This is a genomic window from Propionispira raffinosivorans DSM 20765, assembly GCF_000381065.1.
GTDB classification, from domain to species: domain Bacteria; phylum Bacillota; class Negativicutes; order Selenomonadales; family Selenomonadaceae; genus Propionispira; species Propionispira raffinosivorans.
In genome coordinates, this window is the sequence record NZ_KB905849.1 from 48,789 (window position 1) to 69,648 (window position 20,860).

Consider the following 20,860-nt stretch of genomic DNA (forward strand, 5'->3'; position numbering starts at 1 on the left):
GAAAAGGGGGAACGTATAATTGCGTAAATATTGGATTATAGCTATTGTGGTGTTAGGAATTTTCACGATTGGGATCATAGGTTATAACTTTGTGATAAATAACCACCAAACTGCTGCTAAAGAAGATCAAGGTGTGAATATAGGGAATGTTATTTCTGAATTTACACTTGTTGGATTAGATGGAAAAAAAGTAACTGTAGGCAAAGATAAAAAAGTCACTGTAATAAATTTCTGGGCTACTTGGTGTCCACCATGCCGCGCGGAATTTCCTGAATTGGTAAGTTTTGCACAAAAAAATAAAGATACGGTTCAATTTTATTCTGTAAATTTGCAAGAGGATGAGCCGAAAATTTCTGCTTTCTTTAATACTGGAGGTTATTCTTTGCCTGTATTAATGGATGCAGATGGACAAGTCGCTAAATTGTTTCGAATTACCGCTATCCCGACAACGATTGTAGTGGATGCGGATGGGAGTATTCGTTACCGGAAAAGCGGCGGGGTTACAGCAAACGAATTGGAAACGATTATAAAGAAATTGTAGGTGCGAAGATGGAAATTGGAAATATGACGATTATGGCTGTGTTTTTAGGCGGCTTCTTATCGTTTTTGTCGCCGTGTGTTTTGCCCTTATTACCGACGTTTTCTGCTATTTTAGCAGGTTCGATTGCCGATGAAACGGATAAACCACGGAACATATATATCAATACACTTTGTTTTTTGATAGGCTTTACCTTGGTTTTTATTGCGATGGGAGCAACGGCTTCTTTTGTGGGTCAGTGGTTTTTTGATTATCAACCCGTACTCAAAAAAGTTGGTGCCGTGATGATTATTTTTATGGGTGTTTTTTTATCTGGCTTAATCAAATTCACCCCGATGCAAAGAGAATATCGTCCGTTTTTAAAGCAAACATTTCGCGGACCTTTTGGTTCTTTTTTATTGGGAATGGCTTTTACTATTGGTTGGACACCTTGTACGGGTCCTATATTGGCAACGATTTTGCTTTATGCAGGTGGAACAAATACAGTAGGGATGGGTTCTTTTTTACTTTTGGTTTATGCGATGGGTTTTTCGATTCCTTTTTTCTTATTGGCTGTCGTGTTGAGAAAATATATTTTTTGTATCCGTAATATATATGAATGGTTACCAAAAATACAAAAGATAGCAGGCTATATGTTAATTTTTATCGGGATTTTTATTTGGATGGATTGGATAGAAAAAGGGTTAGGCATGTTCCTATCTATTTTTTGAAAAATGAAGTTGGGTTCTATGACTAGTCTATAAACCATTGAAAAGGGGCGTGTATGGTGAACAAAATAATTTTTATCATGAGTATATTGCTTTTTACTTTCTTATTTGGAACTGGATATAATGCTGAAACCGGGGCGTATTCGATACGTCAGGCTCAAGCAGAAACAGGTGTGTCAGTGGGAAAAGAAATGCCGACGTTTACGGCAAATAATCTTAACGGAGAAAATGTACAGGTTGGAGGTACAGGTGTGCCGTATGTATTGAATTTTTGGGCGACATGGTGTCCGCCTTGCAAAGCGGAGTTACCAGAACTCAATGAATTTGGGAATGCACATACGGAGGATGTTCAGTTTTATGCAATCAATATTGAAGAATCAGAAAATACAATTACGGATTTTTTGCAAAACAATGGATATAGTTTGCCTGTTTTGCTTGATGCAGATGGAAGTATATCTCAAGAATTTAGAGTTCGTGCGGTGCCAACAACAATTATTGTGGATTCGCAAGGAGTGATTCGTTATCGTAAAACGGGAGGCGTGACAAAAGAAGAATTAGAAAATGTACTTAGTACTTTATAAATAGAATTGCAGGTGCTGCGCGGCGAGTGCTTTATAGAAAGTGTTTCTATAAAAATTAATAAAATGAAGTTTTGCCGCTGTTAATTAAACTTGAGCGATATGGGCACAGAACCATGGCAGCAGAGATGAGGGGAGAAAATGGATTTATTTAAGGTCGTTTTTCATATTGACGAAATGCATAAATGGGCACTAACTTTAGGTAATGCAAAAAATTTTATCAAAGATATTGGCACCGCTGAGTATTATATAGAAATTGTTGCGAATGCCGAGGCTGTAAAGATTTTTGACGGTACCAATAATGAAGGGTCGCATGAACTATTGCAGGAAATGGAATGGCTCATGCAGCAGGGAATAAAGATAATGGTTTGTAGGAATGCCATGCAAGCCAATGCTGTACAAGAAACAGATTTACCTAAATATGTTACTGTAGTGTCGGCGGGGATTACTCGGCTGGTTACGTTGCAGGGACAAGGATATTGCTATATAAAACCATAAAATAGATAGATTTTATAAGGATTGCTCCAAACAGGGTTACAGTAAAGATCAGATAGCTTTCGAGCTATTTGGTCTTTTTGTATTACTTCAGCAACCGACAATTATTGAGTAAAGGAGAAAGCCACAAACGAGTAGAACAGTAACTATAATGCTTATGTAGATTAAAAAGTAGGATACATTGATTTTTCCGGTTCAAAACAACGAATCATTGTATCGGATAAGGTGTATATATGGATAAGAAAAAAATGTGGCTATTTGGCGGACTAGGCTTGGTGGTTTTTGCTGTTTTTTTTGGTTATATCTTGGCAAATAATAATTGGGGGCATACATTGTTGATACGATATGGGTTGATTGATGAGAAAATTTCCAAGGTTCCGGAGGCTGCACCGCCTAGCCTCGATGATCAGGTTGAAGAAATTTTAGTGAATATGTCAGATTCACAGAAAATTGGGCAAATGATGATGGTTGGTATTAAGGAAAAAACGGTTGAGGATAATGTTAGTTATTTGCTCCAGGAATATCATATCGGTGGGATCATTTTATTTGATCGCAATATGGATACCGTTGCGCAGGTGCAGATGCTCACGGGAGATTTGCAAAAAAGGGCCGAACAAGCGGATTCCTTGCCGCTATTTATTGCAATTGATGAAGAGGGTGGCAAGGTTGTGCGAATGAAACAACATTTGAGTGCAGCACCAGCGGCCGAAGAATTGGGTAAGACAGGAAATCCTCAATTGGCTGCGGATTATGCGCATGTGACGGCAGGCGAACTTAAGGCCTTGGGGATTAATACTAATTTTGCGCCTGATGCGGATTTGGCATTGGCAAATGGTCGTTCTTATAGCTCGGATCCGGCACAAGTCATAAGTTTTGTTACAGCAGTCGGAAAAAGTTATCAGCGTGATCAACTGTTCTTTGCGCTAAAACATTTTCCGGGTATTGGTAAGTCAAAGGTGGATTCGCATTTGGAATCATCCGAGATTATGGTGACACGTGATCAACTGGAAAAAGAAGATATGGCGCCATTTCGTTCGATGATTCGTTCCCAAAATAATTCAGATTTTTTTGTTATGGTTTCTCATTTAAAATATCCAGCCCTGGATGCCGAAAATCCAGCGAGTTTGTCTCCAGCCATTATACATGGCATATTGCGGACACAATTGGATTTTCAAGGTTTGATTATTACCGATGATCTGGAAATGGGTGCGGTAGCAAAACTGTATCCGTTTGATGAACTAGGCGTCGAAGCTGTTTTGGCGGGGGCGGATATCATGTTGGTTTGCCATGAATACGATCATGAAATTGCTGTATATAATGGTATACTGCAAGCGCTGCGCGATGGACGGATTAGCCGCGACCGAGTTGATGCGTCAGTGCGACGGATATTGAAAGTGAAGTTGCTGCACCTGCAATAACTTTAAGAATTATGGTGGGAGCGTTTTTATAGTGGTTAAAGATGAAACGACCTTAGAAAAATTGTTGAGATGATTTTTCTAAGGTCGTTTTAATTTTTATTTGTATAAACGTTTAAGTTTGCTTCGGTTCAGCGTCATAATCAATCGTGATACCTACACCGAAATGAACAAATAGTTCAGGATAACCAGCGAGTGGCAGCCAGTATGAAATCATTTTGCGACCGTTGTATTCGCCTTTCACATACGTTGCCTTGCCTGAGGTTAAAGCCTGATTTGCTAAACAACCCCTATGTGCATCAGGAGAACCTTGTTGAGCACAGTTTGTTCCGACTTCGCGCATTCCCTGACCGGCTTCGTTAACTGCGAGAACCGTGCGGTTTTTATGGACGAGAGTAACAGGTTCAGGGAATTGCCCCCACATTAAAGCAAAAGCTTCTATTACACTAGGATCTATTTTTATCATATATAGTGCTCCTTTTTGTTTTTATATTCATTTATGAAGACGATGCTGGTTTATTTTTATTGCATTTTATTTTTGCTACAGTAAATTTAGGGAAGCCATTCTCCGTTAATTTTCAAAATATAGGTGTATGCTTTATTCATACTGGGCAAAAGAAAAGTCCAAAAATTTTAAGGAGATGTCTAGCGATGATGAAAAATTTAATTTCTGTAAAATGGGGTATTGCCTTGGCCGTATTGACAATTTTATTGGGATTTGTTCTTGGCGCCGCGATGGGGGGCGCTGAATCACAAATCAAGGAAGCTTGGACGGCCGCGGCACAACCGGGATTGACAACAGTTTATCAGAATGATCCGCAGAAAATAACCATGATTGTAGAACGTTCTTGGAAGATGCTGCAACGAGCACATATGCATGCAGCAGCAATTGGTACAGCAGCATTGGTTTTGCTGGCAATTTTAGCACAGCTCAACATCGCGGACTTATCAAAAAAAGTTATTTCTTTATGTTTGGGCCTTGGCGGGTTGGGATATTCTTTTTCTTGGTTATATGTAGCTTTTCTGGCATCTTCAGTAGGTAATATTGCGCAGACGAAAGATGAAATCCATATTGTAGCCGCATTGTCGATTGCGATGCTGCTTTTTGGCACAGCTTCGGTTTTGGCACTTAGTACGAAAGCTTTATTTATGGCAGCGAAAACAGATTCGTTGTAATAGCTATGCATCGATTGCTTCTTCCGGAAGGTCACTTAACCCTATACCTCATTACTGACGATTCCCATATAGAATATTTAATGCAACTTATATATTTCGTGTATTTTATATAGATGAAACGCTGCAATACATGGCGAGCCGTGTCTGGCAGCGTTTCATTTTTATAAGTTTTTCGCTTGACGCACAAACACCTCTGGGTTAAAATTAGTTAGGTACCTAACTAATTTTAACCTAGAGGTGTTTTGATGTTAAAAAAACCATATGAACAAGAACTAGGGCATTATATTCAAAAAAGTGCTCATTTAATTACTTTGATTTCGAATGAACGACTTGAGGAAATCGGTTTAACTTTGTCACAAATGCGCCTGCTGCGTTGCTTATGGAATAGAAATGCATTGATGCAAAAACAGCTGCAGGAGGAACTATTGATCAAAGCCTCTTCGGTGAATGGGCTCGTTGAGCAATTGTTGAAAAAAAATTTAGTGCAACGACAAATTCATCCAGTGGATGCAAGAAAAGTTCAAATCTGTCTTACGGAACAAGGCAGAAGTTTGCAACAAAAGTCTGAAGCACTGTTTGCTGATTTTGAAAAAACAGTCAGTGCGAATTTGAATGTCGAGGAAAAAAGAGCTATGATGCAATATTTAGAGGGGATTTTTCAAAAGCTCTTACAACTTCGTAATAAAAACTAAACTATAATTTTTCGCAGGTGAAATAAAAGATGAAATCTAATACAAAATTAACCATAATACTTTGTTTATTTATTTTTTTCGCTGTTGTCAACAACACGATGTTTAATGTCGCAATGCCTTTTATCAAATCGATATATGATTTGACAGCGGGGCAGGTCAGCCTGGTCAGTGTGACGTATTTAGCTATTTTTTCCGTGGGGACGATTATTTATGGAAAACTCGCCGATTTTTTCCCGCTTCGTACATTGTATATTATTGGAGCCAGTTTATTGATTGGCGGCTCTTTTATCGGATATTTTGCCGATTCCTTTCTTTTTATATTAGTGGGTCGTATTGTTCAAGCGGCAGGTGGTGCTGCCATTCCTTCGTTAACGATGCTGGCTTTTCATACTTTTTATAGTGTGGAAAAAAGATCGGTTGGGATGACGCTGCTCGCATCGACCGCTTCTTTGGGTACGGGCGCAGGGCCTGTTTTAGGCGGGTTTATTACTTCTTTTATTGGCTATAAAGGTTTATTTTTAATTACGGCTTCAGTGATTTTTTTACTTCCATTTTTATTCCAACTTATGCCGAAAGGACAATCTAAACCGATTGAATTTGATTTTTTTGGCGGTTTCTTACTGATTTGCGGCATTTTTATGCTGGTAGTTGGTATTTCGATTAACCTGAATCTTTTTATTGGCGGAGTTTTATGCTTAGCTGGCTTTTTTTTCTATATTTCGCATGCGAAAATATCTTTTATTGATCTTTCTTTATTGAAAAACAAAATGTTTTGCAGCATGCTTTTAGTGGGATTATTTGCATTTCTTGTATCCATTGGCAATTTGTTCTTGCTGCCCATGCTGCTCAAACAAGTAAATGGCATGACCGCTTTTGCAATTGGGCTATGCTTGCTTCCCGGGTCAATTTTATCTTTTATTTCCGGGAAATATGTAAAAAAGCTATACGATACTTGTGGGGCGATTTATACTCTTGCTGGTGTGTTGGTATTACTGCTGGCAGGATTTTTGTGCACAGCTACGTTTGCAGGAGGGTCTTATCTTTTAATCGTTGCTTTTTCACTTTTTGCTTATATTGGGTTTGCGGCAGTACAGGTCGTTATGGGAAACTATATGTTTGAACTACTGCCTAAAGCCGAAGTAAATGTGGGGATGGGACTTTATAATTTATGTGCTTTTGTCGGGGGGGCTTTGGGGCCGGCTTTAACGGGAAAGTTTTTGGATTTAAAATTTGCCCCTGTTTTAAATCCATGGAATCATTCTAGTATTTTTGTGGATGGTTATATGCTGCTCGCGTTCATTGTAATCGTAACGAGTGCTTTTTTGTGGGCAGTAAATCGGCGCTATGATTTTCCGTCGAGGAAAGCGGGCAAAGTATGGCTATGAAGTTTAGTTGGACTGTCTTCTTTTTGTTTACTCAATTCATTTATTTTACTTGCAAAAAGCTAAAAAAGGAACTATACTAAAAATAGTTAGATAATAATTGTTATCAGTTGATTTCGGTTTTAATAAATGAAGTTTAATACAATCTGGTATAAAGCTCATTCTGCATTGATTTTTACGTGATGCAGGACATTAATTTCAATAAAAAGGATGGTTATTTATGATAAATCAAGAATTAGCAGTTGAAAAAAAAGATTTAAATATTTTATACGAACCCATTAAAATTGGTTCTCTTCACTTGAAAAATCGTATTGTTATGGCACCGATGACACGGGGTTTTTCGCCGCATGGTGTTCCTGGAGCAAATGTTGTGGACTATTATAGACGCCGGGCGGAAAATGAAGTGGGTCTGATTATTACGGAAGGTACGCTGATCAATCACCCCGCAGCGGCAGAAGGTCGGCATCGGCCAGTTATTCATGGGGAAAAACCTCTTGCTGGCTGGGCTAAGGTTGTAGCGGCTGTCCATAAGGCTGGTGGGAAAATCGTTCCGCAGATTTGGCATGTTGGTATGGCTCGACAGATCGGTGGCGACAATCCGCATCCGGAAGTGCTTCCAGTTGGTCCATCGGGGATCGATGTAGCGACCGGTAAAAAAGTTACGCAGCCACTTGGGATTGAAGAAATTGAGCAAATTATTCAATCTTATGGTGATGCTGCTGGACAGGCGCAAAAATTGGGATTTGATGGTGTTGAAATTCATGGGGCGCATGGCTATTTAATTGATCAATTCTTCTGGAGTAAAACAAATTCACGCCAGGATCGTTATGGCGGTGATGCGATTAAGCGGACACAGTTTGCAGTTGAAGTGATTGAAGCTTGTCGGCGTGCTGTCGGTCCTGACTTTCCGATTGTTTTTCGTTTTTCACAGTGGAAACTTGGCGATTATAAAGCAAAATTAGCAGATACACCAGAACGATTGGCTGCATTTTTAGATCCGCTGGTTAAGGCTGGTGTGGATATTTTTCATTGTTCGACACGTCGTTATTGGGAACCTGAGTTTGAAGGTTCGAATTTGAATTTGGCTGGCTGGACAAAAAAATTAACAGGAAAGCCAACGATTACGGTTGGTTCCGTTGGTCTTGATACGAATTTTATTGATTTTTTCACGAAAGGGCAAGGTGCTGCTGTATCTAGTGTAGCTCCTTTATTGGATCGGTTAGAAAAGAAAGAGTTTGATCTAGTAGCTGTCGGTAGAGCCTTGCTCGCTGATCCTGCCTGGGCAAAAAAAGTCCATGCTAATGAAGTTGACCAATTAGTTGCGTTTACACCGGATATCGAATCAGAACTTTTTTAAACAAATAAGCTATATAGTATAATGCATCTCTTTTATATGTAAAGGAGGTGCATTTTTTTAGTTTTTATCCTAAGTATGGGCTGCTATGCAGGGAAAAGGAGGATGAATGTTAAATAAACCAATATATATATATATATGTTGTATTAAAGAAGTTGAGGTGTGCCAGATGCTGTTGTTGGATGTGGTGGATTTAAAGCTTGAATTTAAGGGGATACCTGTTTTGACGGGACTTTCATTTCAAGTATATCAGAAAGATTGTATAGGTTTGTTAGGCAGTTCTGGTTCAGGAAAAACATCGTTGTTTCGTATTTTGAATTTATTGCAAAGTCCCAGCCAGGGCAAAGTTATGTATTTAGATAGGGATACTTTATCGTATTCGCCAACAGCGCTTAGAAAGCGGATTGGCTATGTTATGCAAAAACCACATTTGTTTGAAGATACCGTAGCTGATAATTTGTTATATCCATACTTTTTGCTCAAAACGGAGCCGAATTATTTAGTGATACATCAGTACTTGGAAAAAGTGAATTTAAGTGAAAGTATTTTACAAAAAAAACCAACAGAACTTTCGGGAGGGGAGCAGCAGCGTATTGCGTTGATTCGTTCTTTGCTGATTCAGCCGCATATCCTGCTTTTAGATGAATTTACAGCGGCCCTTGATGAAGAAAATACCATTGCTGTGGAAAAAATGATTTTAGCAGAACAAGAAGAAAAGAATGTGACAGTCTTATTTATTTCACATCAAGCGGCGCAAGCGCAACGTTTAGCGAAGAAAATTTTACATTTAGAAAAAGGTAAAATTGCTTTTTATGGAACAAAAGAAGCCTATTTTACCAGTAAGGACGTGGATGTATGACAAATCTTTCTTTGGCTATGACGTTTGCCTTGGTTTTGTTGGCGCTGTATTTGTCTTATAAAGATAAAATAGGTCTGGAAAAAGATATTATGATTGGCAGCGTAAGGGCGGTTTTGCAGTTAACGGTCATTGGTTTTATTTTAACGTATGTTTTTGATTTGAATAATATTTTTGTTACTACTTTGATTTTAGGGTTGATGGTCTATAATGCATCTGTTGTCTCAGCGAAACGAGGCCAGGGGATCTATCATATACAACGAATTGCTTTTTTTGCGCTGCTGTTTGGTTTAGTTATTACGCTTGGGGCTTTATTGGTTTTTGGCGCTGTGGAGTATCAACCAAGTCAAGTGATTCCCATCAGCGGGATGGTTGTTGGTAACTCCATGATTGCTGCCAGCTTGGTTTTTAATAACCTGCGAGAAAATTTTTTGCGACGTCGTGAGGAAATTGAAATTAAACTTTGTTTGGGGGCCACGTCGAGGGAAGCAGCGACGAGCATTATTCGCCAAACAATTCGGTCGGCGATGCTGCCTAGTATTGATTCAATGAAAACCTTGGGAATTGTCCAACTTCCGGGAATGATGACTGGCCTGATTTTGGCTGGTCTGCCACCAACCGATGCCATTAAATATCAAATTATGGTTGCGTTTATGCTGGTGGGAGCTGTTTCGGTATCCGTTTTTATTGCAGCTTATTGGGGCTCGAAAAGCTTTTTTACGGAGCTTGAACAATTGCGGCAGCCTTGATTACAAGATAGTTTGATATACGATGTTTTAACAATTTTTTTTAGGAGTGATGGTAGATGAATAGTTTATTGAAAACAGGACTAAAACGGTCTTTTTTTACGATTTCAAGTATTAAGACAAAATTGGTTTTATTTACCGTGAGCTTAACTTTTGCAGCGGTTCTTGCAACGGTAATTCCGGCACTTTATCTGTTGAATCAGCATAATAAAGATTTGATGGATGATCAAGTGAAGCAGAGTATGCAGGGGTTGGTTACTAAAATTGATGAATATCAAAACAATGCTTTGAATTTTGGCGCACTTATTGCGATGCAGCCAGCTGTTGTGACTGCAATTAAAAATAAAGATGCAGATGCAGTACTGCAGACGGTAGGACCTATGCTGCAAAGGTCTAAACTAGATTTTGCTACAATCACGGATGAAACAGGAACGGTTATTGTGAGGACACATGAAGCAACGCGCGGTGATAATGTAGCTAAGCAGGCCAATGTTCAAAAGGCGCTAAAGGGAAGTGCTTTTGCTGCGGTTGAATCGGGCAGCGTGGTGAAATTTTCGGCTCGGGCGGGTACACCAGTCAAGGATGAAACAGGAAAAGTAATTGGCGTTATTTCAGTAGGTTATTATATTAGCAATGATACGTTGGTTGATCAAGTGAAGACGATGTTCGGGACAGATGTGACTTTGTTTTTAGGTGATACGCGTGTTGCTACGACGATTATGAAAGATGGGCAGCGTGTTTTGAATACAAAACTCAATGAGACAATTGCGGCAAAAGTAATTGGGGCAGGGCAGGAATATACAGGGCAAGCCGAAATCCTTGGCAATTCGTATACGACAAGTTATAAGCCGATTTTGGGCTTAGATAAAAAAGTAATAGGCGTTCTTTTTGTGGGGAAAAGTCTGGACGAAATTGCCAATACACAACACAAAGTAGGATTGACAGTGGGCGGGATTTCCGTGCTTGTTTTAATAATTATTTTGCTTTTTTCAACGCAGCTGGCCAAACGGATTACCATCCCAATTCGTGAATTGGTTATGGCTATGGAATATGTCGCGAAGGGCGATTTGAGCAAGGCCGTAGCAACGACGGCAACGGATGAAATCGGTTCTTTAGCAATTGGTTATAATAAAATGTTGGAGCATTTGAAAGTCTTGATTGATAATGTAAACAGTTCAGCACAGCACTTATCGGAGGCAGCAAGGTCGCTCACGGTTAGTGGGGAACAATCTTCACAAGCCGTTAGTGAAGTCGCGGACTCAATTCTGGAATTGACAAGCGGAGCTGAAAAACAGCGGGCGGCGATAGAAGATACCTCAAATGGAATTGGGCAGCTGGCACAAAAAATTGAACAGGTGGCACATAATGCTGGCAATGCCGCAAAGCTGACGAATCAGGCAATTTCCCTTTCGCAAGCGGGCAGTAGTGCAGTGACAAGTGCGGTTACACAAATGAATACAATAGAAACGGCTGTAATTCAGGCCTCTAATGTAGTCACAAAGTTAGGTGAACGATCTAAGGAGATCAGCGGAATCGTAGATGCGATTGCAGGAATTGCGGGGCAAACTAACTTGCTGGCTTTGAATGCGGCGATTGAAGCTGCTCGAGCTGGTGAACAGGGGCGCGGTTTTGCTGTGGTCGCGGAAGAGGTACGTAAACTTGCTGAACAATCGCAGGAATCGGCTCAAAATGTAGCGGATCTAATCAACGAAATTCAGCAGGATACCAATTTAGCAGTATTATCAATGTCGGAGGGGACGCGCGAGGTGAAGATGGGAACCGATGCGGTGGCTTCTGCAGGTAGTGCCTTTATGGATATAGCTGCTTCAGTTAAGGCCGTGGCAAGTGAAGTAACGCAAATTTCCTCCGCTAGTCAGCAGATGACAAATAATAGTGAAAAGATGGTCCAGTCGGTTGAACGGATTAATCAAGTGAGTGCCGAAGCGGTCAAACAAACAAAAAATGTTTCCGGATCGGTTGAAAAACAATCAGAAGCTATGGCAGAAATTGCTGCATCCAGTCAGGAATTAACAAATATGGCTGATAGGTTAACGAAGCATGTCGATCAATTTATCCGATAGGCAGCTTGTAAAATTCGGAATATATATGATTCAAGTATCATTAATGTAGAGAAAACGAAGTGATAGCCAATGAACTTTTATGTTGGCATCGCTTCGTTTTTGTTTAGAGATTTTTCGTAAAAAACGCATGAGGCATAATGAATAATTATTGACAATCATTACCTTGTGATATAATATATAGGTATACAAAGTATATAATATATAGCATATTAAGAAACTATATTGTTCAAAGATGAACGCAAAACCTGATGCTGCAAGTTTTTACATAAAAACTGTAAGGCGGTCTCCAGATTTTTTCTGGAGCTTTTTTTATTTGCTTTTACAAATATTATTGTATATTTATACAAATGGAGGGATTTATATGTCAGTATACAAACGGCATGGACTTATTTTTGGATTATTAATTTTAGCGGGAATTCTGTTGATACCGACACCCGATGGTCTATCCACTGCCGGTCATAGAATGCTTGGTATCCTGATTTTTTCAGTGGTGATTTGGATGACTGAAGCGGTATCATATCCAGTTAGTGCTGCGGTTATTATGAGTTTAATGGCTTTTTTATTAGGGACGGCACCAAATGTGAATGAACCAGATAAAATATTAGGAACCAGTAAAGGTCTTGAACTGGCTTTGGCTGGATTCAGCAATTCCTCTCTAGCATTGGTCGGGGCAGCTTTATTTATTGCTGCGGCGATGATGAAGACGGGACTGGATAAAAGAATTGCACTGTTTGTTTTATCGAAAATTGGTGCGAAAACCAATCGAGTATTGGCGGGGGTCATTATCGTTGGTTTTATTTTGAGCTTTTTTGTGCCAAGTACTACGGCTCGTGTATCTTGTATGGTACCAATTGTCATGGGGATTATTGCCGCATTTGGTGTCGATAAAAAAAGTCGGTTTGCCGGAGTCATGATGATAGCCATTGCGCAGGCTGATAGTATTTGGAATGTTGGAATCAAAACAGCAGCTGCGCAAAATATGATTGCTTTGGGCTTTATTGAAAAACAATTGGGTCAATATATAAGCTGGCTGGATTGGTTTGTTGCGGCGGCACCGTTTTCACTAATTATGTCAATTGCTCTTTATTATGTTTTATTGAAACTTATGCCGCCAGAAATGGATGAAATAGCTGGTGGTAAGGAAACCGTAGAGAAAGCTTTAAGAGAACTTGGACCCATGAAAAGCAGCGAAAAAAAGTTGATGGTTATATCGATTATCTTACTGGGATTTTGGTCTACGGAAAAAATTCTGCATAATTTCGATACATCTTCGACAACGCTGGTAGCGATTACATTGATGATGCTGCCGGGATTTGGTATTATGAACTGGAAAGAAGCTCAGGCTCGTATTGGCTGGGGAACTTTGGTTTTGTTTGGTGTAGGAATCAGTTTGGGCTCGGCGATTTTGTCGACGAAGGCTGCCAGCTGGATTGCTAACGGTATCGTTTCGGTTTTTGGTTTATATGATATGTCCGCTTTTTATATTTTAGCAATTTTAGCGGCCTTTTTGATTATTATTCATCTAGGATTTGCCAGTGCGACTGCTTTGTCAGCAGCGATGATTCCGATTATTATTTCTATTCTGCAAGGTGCATCAAGCCATTCACCAATGAATGTTATTGGAATGACGATGATTCTACAATATGTTATTTGCTTTGGTTTTATACTGCCAGTCAATGCTCCACAAAATATGGTGGCGTTTGGGACTGAAACGTTTGAGGCAAAGGATTTTATAAAAACAGGGATTCCACTAACGATTATTGCATATCTGCTTATTTTAGTGTTAGGGGCAACGTATTGGAAATGGATAGGGTTAGTTTTATAATTTAGATTTATAGAATGAAATAGTGGATCAAAATTCTCATTTTAGCAAGGTTTTGTCGGGTATTTTTAGGGTACCTGACAAAACCTTTTTTTGCTTAAAATTGCAATGTTGACGGAATTGCAAATATTTATAGAATTTATTTTTTTTATCTTGACATACATATTACTAATGATTAATATAGTAACTGTAAGTACTTACATAACAGGATATCTATTTTACCTAAAAGTTTATGGATACACGTAAAATGTAGTGTTTTAATAGTACATTTAACATTTTTGTCTTTTGTGAATAAACGAAATGTGATGTATTCTATAAAGCACTTACATTTCGGAACGATTTTAATAATGAGAATATTCCAAAGAAGGATGAAGTGATATGAAAACAATAAAAGAATTCTACAAAAAGCCGCAGAATCCGATCAAAGTAATTCAATTTGGCGAAGGCAATTTTATGCGAGGTTTTATTGATTATTTGATTGATGTTTCTAATGAAAAAGGTCTTTTCCAGGGTGATGTAGCTATTGTTAAGCCTCGTAAAGGTACTTTAGAGAAATTCAATGAACAAAAAAATATTTACACGGTATCTTTGCGGGGATTAAAAGATGGCAAAGTATATGTTGAAAATCGTCTTGTTCACTGTATTCAAAAAGTAATCGGCTCCTATGAACAATATGATGAATTTATGGCTTTGGCTAAACTTGATTCACTTGAATATGTTGTTTCAAATACTACGGAAGCGGGGATTGTATATGATGCAGCTGATGTATTGGCTGCGACACCACCAACTTCGTATCCGGCAAAATTAACGAAGTTCTTATATGAAAGATTCCAAGCGTTTCATGGTGATAAAGCGAAAGGTCTTATTTTACTGCCACTTGAACTCATTGAGGGTAATGGTCAGAAATTAAAAGAATGTATTTTGGGTTATAGTAAGCTTTGGCAGTTAGAAGAAGAATTCGCCCAGTGGATTTGCAGTGCTAATACATTTTGTGATACTTTGGTTGACCGGATTGTTACAGGCTACCCGAAAGATGAAGCGACTGAAATGCAGAAGAAATTTGGCTATCGAGATGATTTGCTTACGGCTGCCGAACCTTTTGGCCTGTGGGTGGTAGAACCAGAAAGAGATCTTGCGGCGCAGCTCCCTTGGAACAGTGATACAATCTCAATCGTTCTGACCAAAGATTTAAAACCATATCGTGACACGAAGGTTCGCATCTTAAATGGAACACATACATCAATGGTTTTAGGTGCTTATTTGGCAGGACATGATTATGTAAGACAATGTATGGAAGATGAAACGATGTATAAATTCATCTCCAAAACAGTTATGACCGAAATTGTACCAACGGTAGAATTATCGAAAGAAGAAGCGGTTCAGTTTGCCCATTCCGTTTTTGAACGTTTCCAAAATCCGTTTGTAAAACATGCGTTATTATCAATTGCGCTAAATTCTGTTTCCAAATGGAGAACGAGGATTTTACCGACATTCAAAGATCATTATCGTGCGCAGCATTCGGTGCCTAAATTCTTGACATTCTCTTTTGCTGCATTGATTGCCTTTTATCGTAGTGGTTCTTTTATAAATGGTGAACTGATTGGCAGCCGCGATGGCGAATCTTATGTAATTCAAGATGATCCAAAAGTAATGGAATTCATTGGTACAAGACTCGATAAACCAGCAGCAGAGTTTACGGCTTTATTTGCGAAACAAACTGAATTCTGGGGTGAAGACTTAACGGTATATGATGGTTTTGTGGATGAAGTCAGCAAAGATTTAACGGCCATCAAAACGCTAGGGATGAAGCAATTTATCGAACAGTTCGTGAGCGAGTAATACTATATTTATCTTGCTTTTAAAAAATAAAAAACCGATTATGTGAATCGGTTTGTAAAAATTAGGGGGATTTATCGTGAAAACTTTTATGGATGAAGATTTTTTGTTATCAACACCAACCGCGAAGGTTTTATTTCATGAGTATGCGAAACAAATGCCAATTATTGATTATCACTGCCATATCAATCCGCAGCAAATTGCGGAAAACCATAAGTTCTCAAGCATTACGGAAGCTTGGTTGGGTGGCGATCATTATAAATGGCGGATGATTCGCGCTAATGGCGTAGCTGAAAAATACATTACGGGTACAAAATCTTCCGCTCGAGAAAAATTCCAAAAATTTGCGGAAGCTATGCCAAAAGCAATTGGTAATCCTTTATATCATTGGACACATCTCGAATTACAGCGCTATTTTCATTGTGATAAGCCTTTATCCGCTGATACAGCCGATGAAATTTGGGCTTCGTGCAATAAACAATTGGAAAAAGATGAACTTTCTGTATTAGGTATAATTAAACAATCCAATGTGAAAACAATTGGTACAACCGATGATCCGATTGATGATCTAAAATGGCATAAAAAGATCAAAGCAGAAGGCAAATGCAGTGCCAGTGTTATTCCTTCATTTCGTCCGGACAAAGCTATGCGGATTGAAAAACCTGAATTTAGCGAATACATAAAAAAATTAGCTGAGGTCAGCGGTATTGAAATCAATTCAATGACAGCTTTGGAAGAAGCTCTTGCAAAACGAATTGCCTATTTTAATGAAGTTGGCGGTCGTGCGAGTGATCATGCCTTAGAATATGTTTTCTATCGTGAAGGTGATGCGAATCAAGTTTTGCAAAAAGCTTTAGCGGGTCAAGCTTTAACAACGGAGGACATTGAAATCTATAAAACAGCATTGCTTCTAGCTGTTGGCAAAGAATATAAAAAATATGACTGGGTTATGCAAATTCATTATAGTGCATTGCGCGATAATAATACGGCAGAGTTTATAAAACAAGGACCTGATACGGGGTTTGATTGTATTGCGTCATATAATTGCGGTGAAGGTCTTGTTCATTTATTAGATGCTTTAAATAAAACAGGTAATTTACCAAAAGTTGTTTTATACTCTTTGAATCCAAATGATAATGCAATGCTTGGCTCCATTATTGGTAGTTTTCAGGGACCGGAAGTGGCAGGCAAAATTCAACATGGTTGCCCATGGTGGTTCAATGATACCAAAACAGGTATGCAGGAACAACTTATCAGTCTGGCCAATCTGTCTATTCTGGGTAACTTTATCGGTATGCTTACGGATTCTCGCAGCTTCTTGTCTTATGCAAGACATGAATATTTCAGAAGAATCTTATGCGATCTCATTGGCACTTGGGTAGAAAATGGTGAATATCCAAATGATATCAAAGCCTTAGGCAAGCTGGTGCAAGATATTTCTTATAATAATGCCCACAGATATTTTAATTTAGATAAAGCTTAAAAATTGTGGGGAGCATAGGTTTTGATTTGCTATAAATTCATATCAATCGAAACTATAGGCATCAACATCTGTGCTCATCCATCTTTTGTAAATCGTATAGAAGAAAAAGCGGGAGGGTTTTGTCGTTTACATATGAATGCTGCTGTGAAAAGTCAGAAAGTTTAAATCTTTTCGTAAATAATATTTTTCATCAAATTGTTAGGTGCTCTTTTTAAACGGGGAAAATATAAGGTGCAGGAGGAAGAAAAATGTCTGAAATAGTGGAAAAAATAATAGATGAATCTTCAGAGCCCCCTATTGATGGTCAGGGTCAAAATGATGCAGGAAATAAAAAATTATCTTGGAAAGAAAAAATATCATATGGTTTTGGGGATTGTGGCAATGGGTTCATGTTTGATTTGGGACAAGCTTATTTGACGAAATACTGGATTGATGTTTGTATGATACCAGCTGTTGCAGTTGCCGGTATTTTTGCCTTTACTAAAATTTTTGATGCATTTATGGATCCAATCGCGGGGTCATTGATTGATCGGCGCAAAAACATCGGTCCGCGGGGGAAATTTAGACCAGTCATGATGATTTCCAGTATTCTTCTTGGTATTTTAACTGTTATTACTTTTACCATGCCTGATTTCTTGTCCGGTGGTGAAAAAGTGTTTTTTGCTTATGGTGCTTATATGCTTTGGGGACTTGTTTATTCGTTTACGAATATTCCTTATGGATCGCTGGCCAGCGTAATGACAAGAGATGTAAATGAACGAAGTCAAATGGCAACGACCAGACAAGTTGGTTCGGTAGGAGCACAGCTTTTAACCGGAATTGGGTTTGTCCCGATTTTACTCATGTTCAGTAATCCACATCAAGGGTTTTTGGTTGCATCAATTATTATGGCTATTATCGGGGTTCTTGGCTTTTATATCTGTTATCGCAACACTCGTGAACATGTAAAAGTAAATCGCAATACAACGGCTGAACAAAACGCAGGGTTTAAGGATTATGCGAAGACTATTTTTACCAATAGACCATTAATTTGTCTCATTTTAATGACATTATTCACAATTTCGGCAATGAATACAAATATGCAAATGATGATTTTTTTCTGTCAATATAATTTAGGAAATTTATCTTTACAGCCTATTATTAATGGAATCATGATGGGGTGTTCCGTTTTAGGTATTTTGTTGATGCCAAAACTAGTTCGGAGATTTGGCAAAAAGAAAACAGCGATTGGCGGGCTTCTTATTGGCTGTTTTGCCAATATACTAAATTTTATCATTCCAACAAATATCTATTCTTTTGTATTTTTGGTAACAATTGGTTATGCAGCTTTAGCTATACCAAATGGTGTAACGTGGGCCTTTGTGTCCGACGTAATTGATTATGGCGAATGGCATAATGGTATCAGAAAAGAAGGTATCACCTATGCAGCCTTCAATTTCTCTCGCAAAATTGCCCAGGCTTTAGCTGCAGTGGTAAGTTCGGGGATTCTCGCATTAACTGGTTACGTAGCGAATGCCGTACAAACGGAAGTTACTTTAACAGGAATTAAAGCTGCGATGACACTCTATCCAGGTGTCGCATTAGGTGTGGCAGCGATCATCCTTAGTATTTTATATAATTTATCAGATGATAATTATAAAAAAATTGCGCTGGATCTAGAAAATGGTGTTTGGGAAAAAGGCAAAATAGAATAAGATCAAAGCGTTTTGATTCTTAAGAAAACGAAAAAGACAAGGGCGGGTATCGTGAAATGAAAACGATAGCAGCCCTTGTTTTTTGTTTGTTTTTCTATGGAGAAAAATACACGTTATCTTCGAAAAATTAAAAGTAGTTCGCATAATTATTTTTTGACAAAACTTTAATATTTATGATAAAATTAAATAAGATTATTACTTTGCTTTTTAGTGTATGCAAATTTAACAGAATATTTAAATTAAGTAGAATAATTAGTTTTAGAGTATTGTTTTACAAGCGGAGAAAAACTGGTGAGTAGGGTCTGAATAGCATGTCAATAGAAGTTTCATAGATTTTACCACAAAATACCAGCATGTTTTATGGCCGGTATTTCTTTATATGATTATGGTTGAATTTGAACTTTAACTGACAACGTTCGTTCTAATAATAGGTATAGATTTAAATTTTCCTGATTAAAATGCTTTTTTAAAGTCAGTTAATTCGGAAATCTGAGGAGCGTCGCAAAATGAAAGACAATGCAGAGCTTGTAACAGCAGGAGCAGGGACCGTTCTGCCGAATGACGATGGTTTTTATCAAATCACAATAAAGGATAAGGATATCTTTTTGCTTGTATTTCCGCCGAAAGAACGTGGCAGGCCGGTTGATGCCGCAGCTATTAAAGAAGAGCTGAACACATATTCTATTGATAAAACCAATCATTTTCTTATTTCACAAGTTATAAATCAAGCAGCTGGAGTTCCGGTTAAGATAGCAGAACTTGTGGAAAAAAAAGAGGAGCTGGTCACACGACAGATTAAGATTCAAGTCACACGAGATCGTATGGTAGCTGTGCTGGAAAGTCAAGAGAATCAGGGAGATAATCCCCTGACATTAGAGGATGTTATTGGAAAATTAAAAGAAGCTGGTGTTTCCTTTGGTATTGATGGTGTGGCTGTGAAAAAGTTTTTGGCAGATCCGGAAATGAAAGTTGTTTGTGCAAGAGGTGTTGCACCGATACCAGGGGCCGATGCTTGTATTAAATATTATGTGGATTTTGCCAATAAAGGCCGCCCGGTTGAACTGGAAGATGGAACGGTTGATTTTAAAAATACCAGAATGTTTTTTGTTGCCACGGAAAATCAATTGTTAGCAGAAAAAATACCAGCGACGAAGAGTATCCCCGGCATGGATGTTTTTGGTAAGAAAGTTATTATCAAAGATGGAAAAGATTTGATTCTGCCGGTGGGAAAAAATGTTAATATTGTAAAAAACAATTTGATGATGGCTGGATTAGCCGGCGAAGTCGTATGGGAGAATAATAAACTGGCAATTCTTCCTGTGATGGAAATAAAGAGTGATGTGGATTTAAGTACGGGCAACATTGAATTCCCGGGAAGTATCATTATTCGTGGTTCCGTTCAAGAAGGCTTTTATGTAAAAGCTGAAGGTGATATTGATATCCGTGGTGGTATCTGTGGTGCTCAGGTTGAAGGTAAAAATATTAAGGTTGGCATGGGTGTCTTTGGTATGGAACACGGTTATGTGAAAGCGACTGAAACCATAAGTGCTAAATTTATTGAAAAAGCAAATGTATTTGCGGGTACTGATTTATATGTAATGGATGTTATTTTGCATAGTCTGGTGAATGCGGGTGAAAAAGTTATTGTTGCAGGGCAGCATGGTCGTATTATTGGTGGAACAATTACGGCTGGTGTCGAAATACAAGCAGCAATCTTTGGAACTCGATCAGAAGTTGGTACGGTATTAGAAGTTGGCAAAAAAATACAAGTATGTGCAACCCCCGATGATGTTAAGGAACACCAAAATAAAATAGAGGATGAGATGATAAATAACATCAAGGCTGACGGAAAAATTCGTGTCGATGACACAGCTTATGCTGGCGTAAAAATTATGATTGGCCGCCATCTGAAATCTCTAGCAGATTCTGTCAAACATGCCACTTTTTTTGTAGAAGAAGAGGATGATAAAATTTCAATCGGACCATATTAAACCATATAAAAAAG

At 38.5% G+C, this 20,860-nt stretch carries 18 protein-coding genes; 17 read left to right on the top strand and 1 reads right to left on the bottom strand.

Features of this window, described 5'->3' with window-relative positions:
* Positions 1 to 19: 19 nt before the first annotated feature.
* From F606_RS0110120 to F606_RS0110140, 5 genes are all read left to right on the top strand, one after another.
* Positions 20 to 541 carry a TlpA family protein disulfide reductase gene (locus F606_RS0110120; RefSeq protein ID WP_019553767.1) on the top strand — a complete coding sequence of 174 codons (522 nt, stop codon included), beginning with the start codon at positions 20 to 22 and terminating at the stop codon, positions 539 to 541.
* 8 nt (positions 542 to 549) lie between these two features.
* Positions 550 to 1,248, top strand: coding sequence for a cytochrome c biogenesis CcdA family protein (locus tag F606_RS0110125; protein ID WP_019553768.1), 699 nt, complete (start codon positions 550 to 552; stop codon positions 1,246 to 1,248).
* A 53-nt stretch (positions 1,249 to 1,301) separates the two neighbouring features.
* Positions 1,302 to 1,826 (top strand): TlpA family protein disulfide reductase, encoded by a 525-nt coding sequence (locus F606_RS0110130; protein ID WP_019553769.1) that lies wholly within the window; start codon positions 1,302 to 1,304, stop codon positions 1,824 to 1,826.
* A 138-nt stretch (positions 1,827 to 1,964) separates the two neighbouring features.
* Entirely contained in the window at positions 1,965 to 2,321 is a 357-nt protein-coding gene (locus F606_RS0110135) for a DsrE family protein (protein WP_019553770.1), read from the top strand.
* A 230-nt stretch (positions 2,322 to 2,551) separates the two neighbouring features.
* Positions 2,552 to 3,736 carry a glycoside hydrolase family 3 protein gene (locus tag F606_RS0110140; RefSeq protein WP_019553771.1) on the top strand — a complete coding sequence of 395 codons (1,185 nt, stop codon included), beginning with the start codon at positions 2,552 to 2,554 and terminating at the stop codon, positions 3,734 to 3,736.
* Between the two features lie 112 nt (positions 3,737 to 3,848).
* On the opposite strand, the gene F606_RS0110145 is transcribed toward F606_RS0110140, so the two are convergent.
* Positions 3,849 to 4,157, bottom strand: coding sequence for a hypothetical protein (locus F606_RS0110145; protein WP_245542110.1), 309 nt, complete (start codon positions 4,155 to 4,157; stop codon positions 3,849 to 3,851).
* Positions 4,158 to 4,384: 227 nt separating this feature from the next.
* Here F606_RS0110145 and F606_RS0110150 point away from each other — a divergent pair, with 227 nt between their 5' ends.
* The 12 genes from F606_RS0110150 to F606_RS20965 all read left to right on the top strand — a co-directional run bounded on the left by F606_RS0110150 (position 4,385) and on the right by F606_RS20965 (position 20,846).
* Positions 4,385 to 4,909, top strand: coding sequence for a hypothetical protein (locus F606_RS0110150; protein WP_019553773.1), 525 nt, complete (start codon positions 4,385 to 4,387; stop codon positions 4,907 to 4,909).
* Between the two features lie 245 nt (positions 4,910 to 5,154).
* On the top strand, positions 5,155 to 5,601 hold the full coding sequence (locus tag F606_RS22310; protein WP_019553774.1) for a MarR family winged helix-turn-helix transcriptional regulator: 447 nt from the start codon (positions 5,155 to 5,157) through the stop codon (positions 5,599 to 5,601).
* 29 nt (positions 5,602 to 5,630) lie between these two features.
* Positions 5,631 to 6,986: an MFS transporter gene (locus F606_RS0110160; protein ID WP_019553775.1), complete on the top strand. Its 1,356-nt coding sequence runs from the start codon at positions 5,631 to 5,633 to the stop codon at positions 6,984 to 6,986.
* Positions 6,987 to 7,203: 217 nt separating this feature from the next.
* Positions 7,204 to 8,340 carry an NADH:flavin oxidoreductase gene (locus F606_RS0110165; RefSeq protein WP_019553776.1) on the top strand — a complete coding sequence of 379 codons (1,137 nt, stop codon included), beginning with the start codon at positions 7,204 to 7,206 and terminating at the stop codon, positions 8,338 to 8,340.
* A 106-nt stretch (positions 8,341 to 8,446) separates the two neighbouring features.
* On the top strand, positions 8,447 to 9,196 hold the full coding sequence (locus F606_RS20955; protein WP_019553777.1) for an ABC transporter ATP-binding protein: 750 nt from the start codon (positions 8,447 to 8,449) through the stop codon (positions 9,194 to 9,196).
* Positions 9,193 to 9,942 carry an ABC transporter permease gene (locus tag F606_RS0110175; protein WP_019553778.1) on the top strand — a complete coding sequence of 250 codons (750 nt, stop codon included), beginning with the start codon at positions 9,193 to 9,195 and terminating at the stop codon, positions 9,940 to 9,942. Before F606_RS20955 ends, F606_RS0110175 begins: the two co-directional genes overlap by 4 nt.
* Positions 9,943 to 9,998: 56 nt before the next feature.
* Positions 9,999 to 12,020, top strand: a complete 2,022-nt coding sequence (locus tag F606_RS22315) for a methyl-accepting chemotaxis protein (protein WP_019553779.1) — start codon at positions 9,999 to 10,001, stop codon at positions 12,018 to 12,020.
* Positions 12,021 to 12,381: 361 nt separating this feature from the next.
* The gene (locus tag F606_RS0110185; RefSeq protein WP_019553780.1) at positions 12,382 to 13,845 is read left to right on the top strand and encodes a DASS family sodium-coupled anion symporter; all 1,464 of its coding nucleotides are present in this window, start codon (positions 12,382 to 12,384) and stop codon (positions 13,843 to 13,845) included.
* A gap of 375 nt (positions 13,846 to 14,220) precedes the next feature.
* Complete coding sequence (locus F606_RS0110190; protein ID WP_019553781.1) at positions 14,221 to 15,681, top strand: tagaturonate reductase; 1,461 nt, start codon at positions 14,221 to 14,223, stop codon at positions 15,679 to 15,681.
* A 76-nt stretch (positions 15,682 to 15,757) separates the two neighbouring features.
* Positions 15,758 to 17,161 (top strand): glucuronate isomerase, encoded by a 1,404-nt coding sequence (uxaC, locus tag F606_RS0110195; protein ID WP_019553782.1) that lies wholly within the window; start codon positions 15,758 to 15,760, stop codon positions 17,159 to 17,161.
* Between the two features lie 248 nt (positions 17,162 to 17,409).
* Positions 17,410 to 18,855, top strand: a complete 1,446-nt coding sequence (locus F606_RS0110205; RefSeq protein ID WP_019553784.1) for a glycoside-pentoside-hexuronide (GPH):cation symporter — start codon at positions 17,410 to 17,412, stop codon at positions 18,853 to 18,855.
* Between the two features lie 506 nt (positions 18,856 to 19,361).
* Complete coding sequence (locus F606_RS20965) at positions 19,362 to 20,846, top strand: flagellar assembly protein A (RefSeq protein ID WP_019553785.1); 1,485 nt, start codon at positions 19,362 to 19,364, stop codon at positions 20,844 to 20,846.
* Positions 20,847 to 20,860 lie beyond the last annotated feature (14 nt).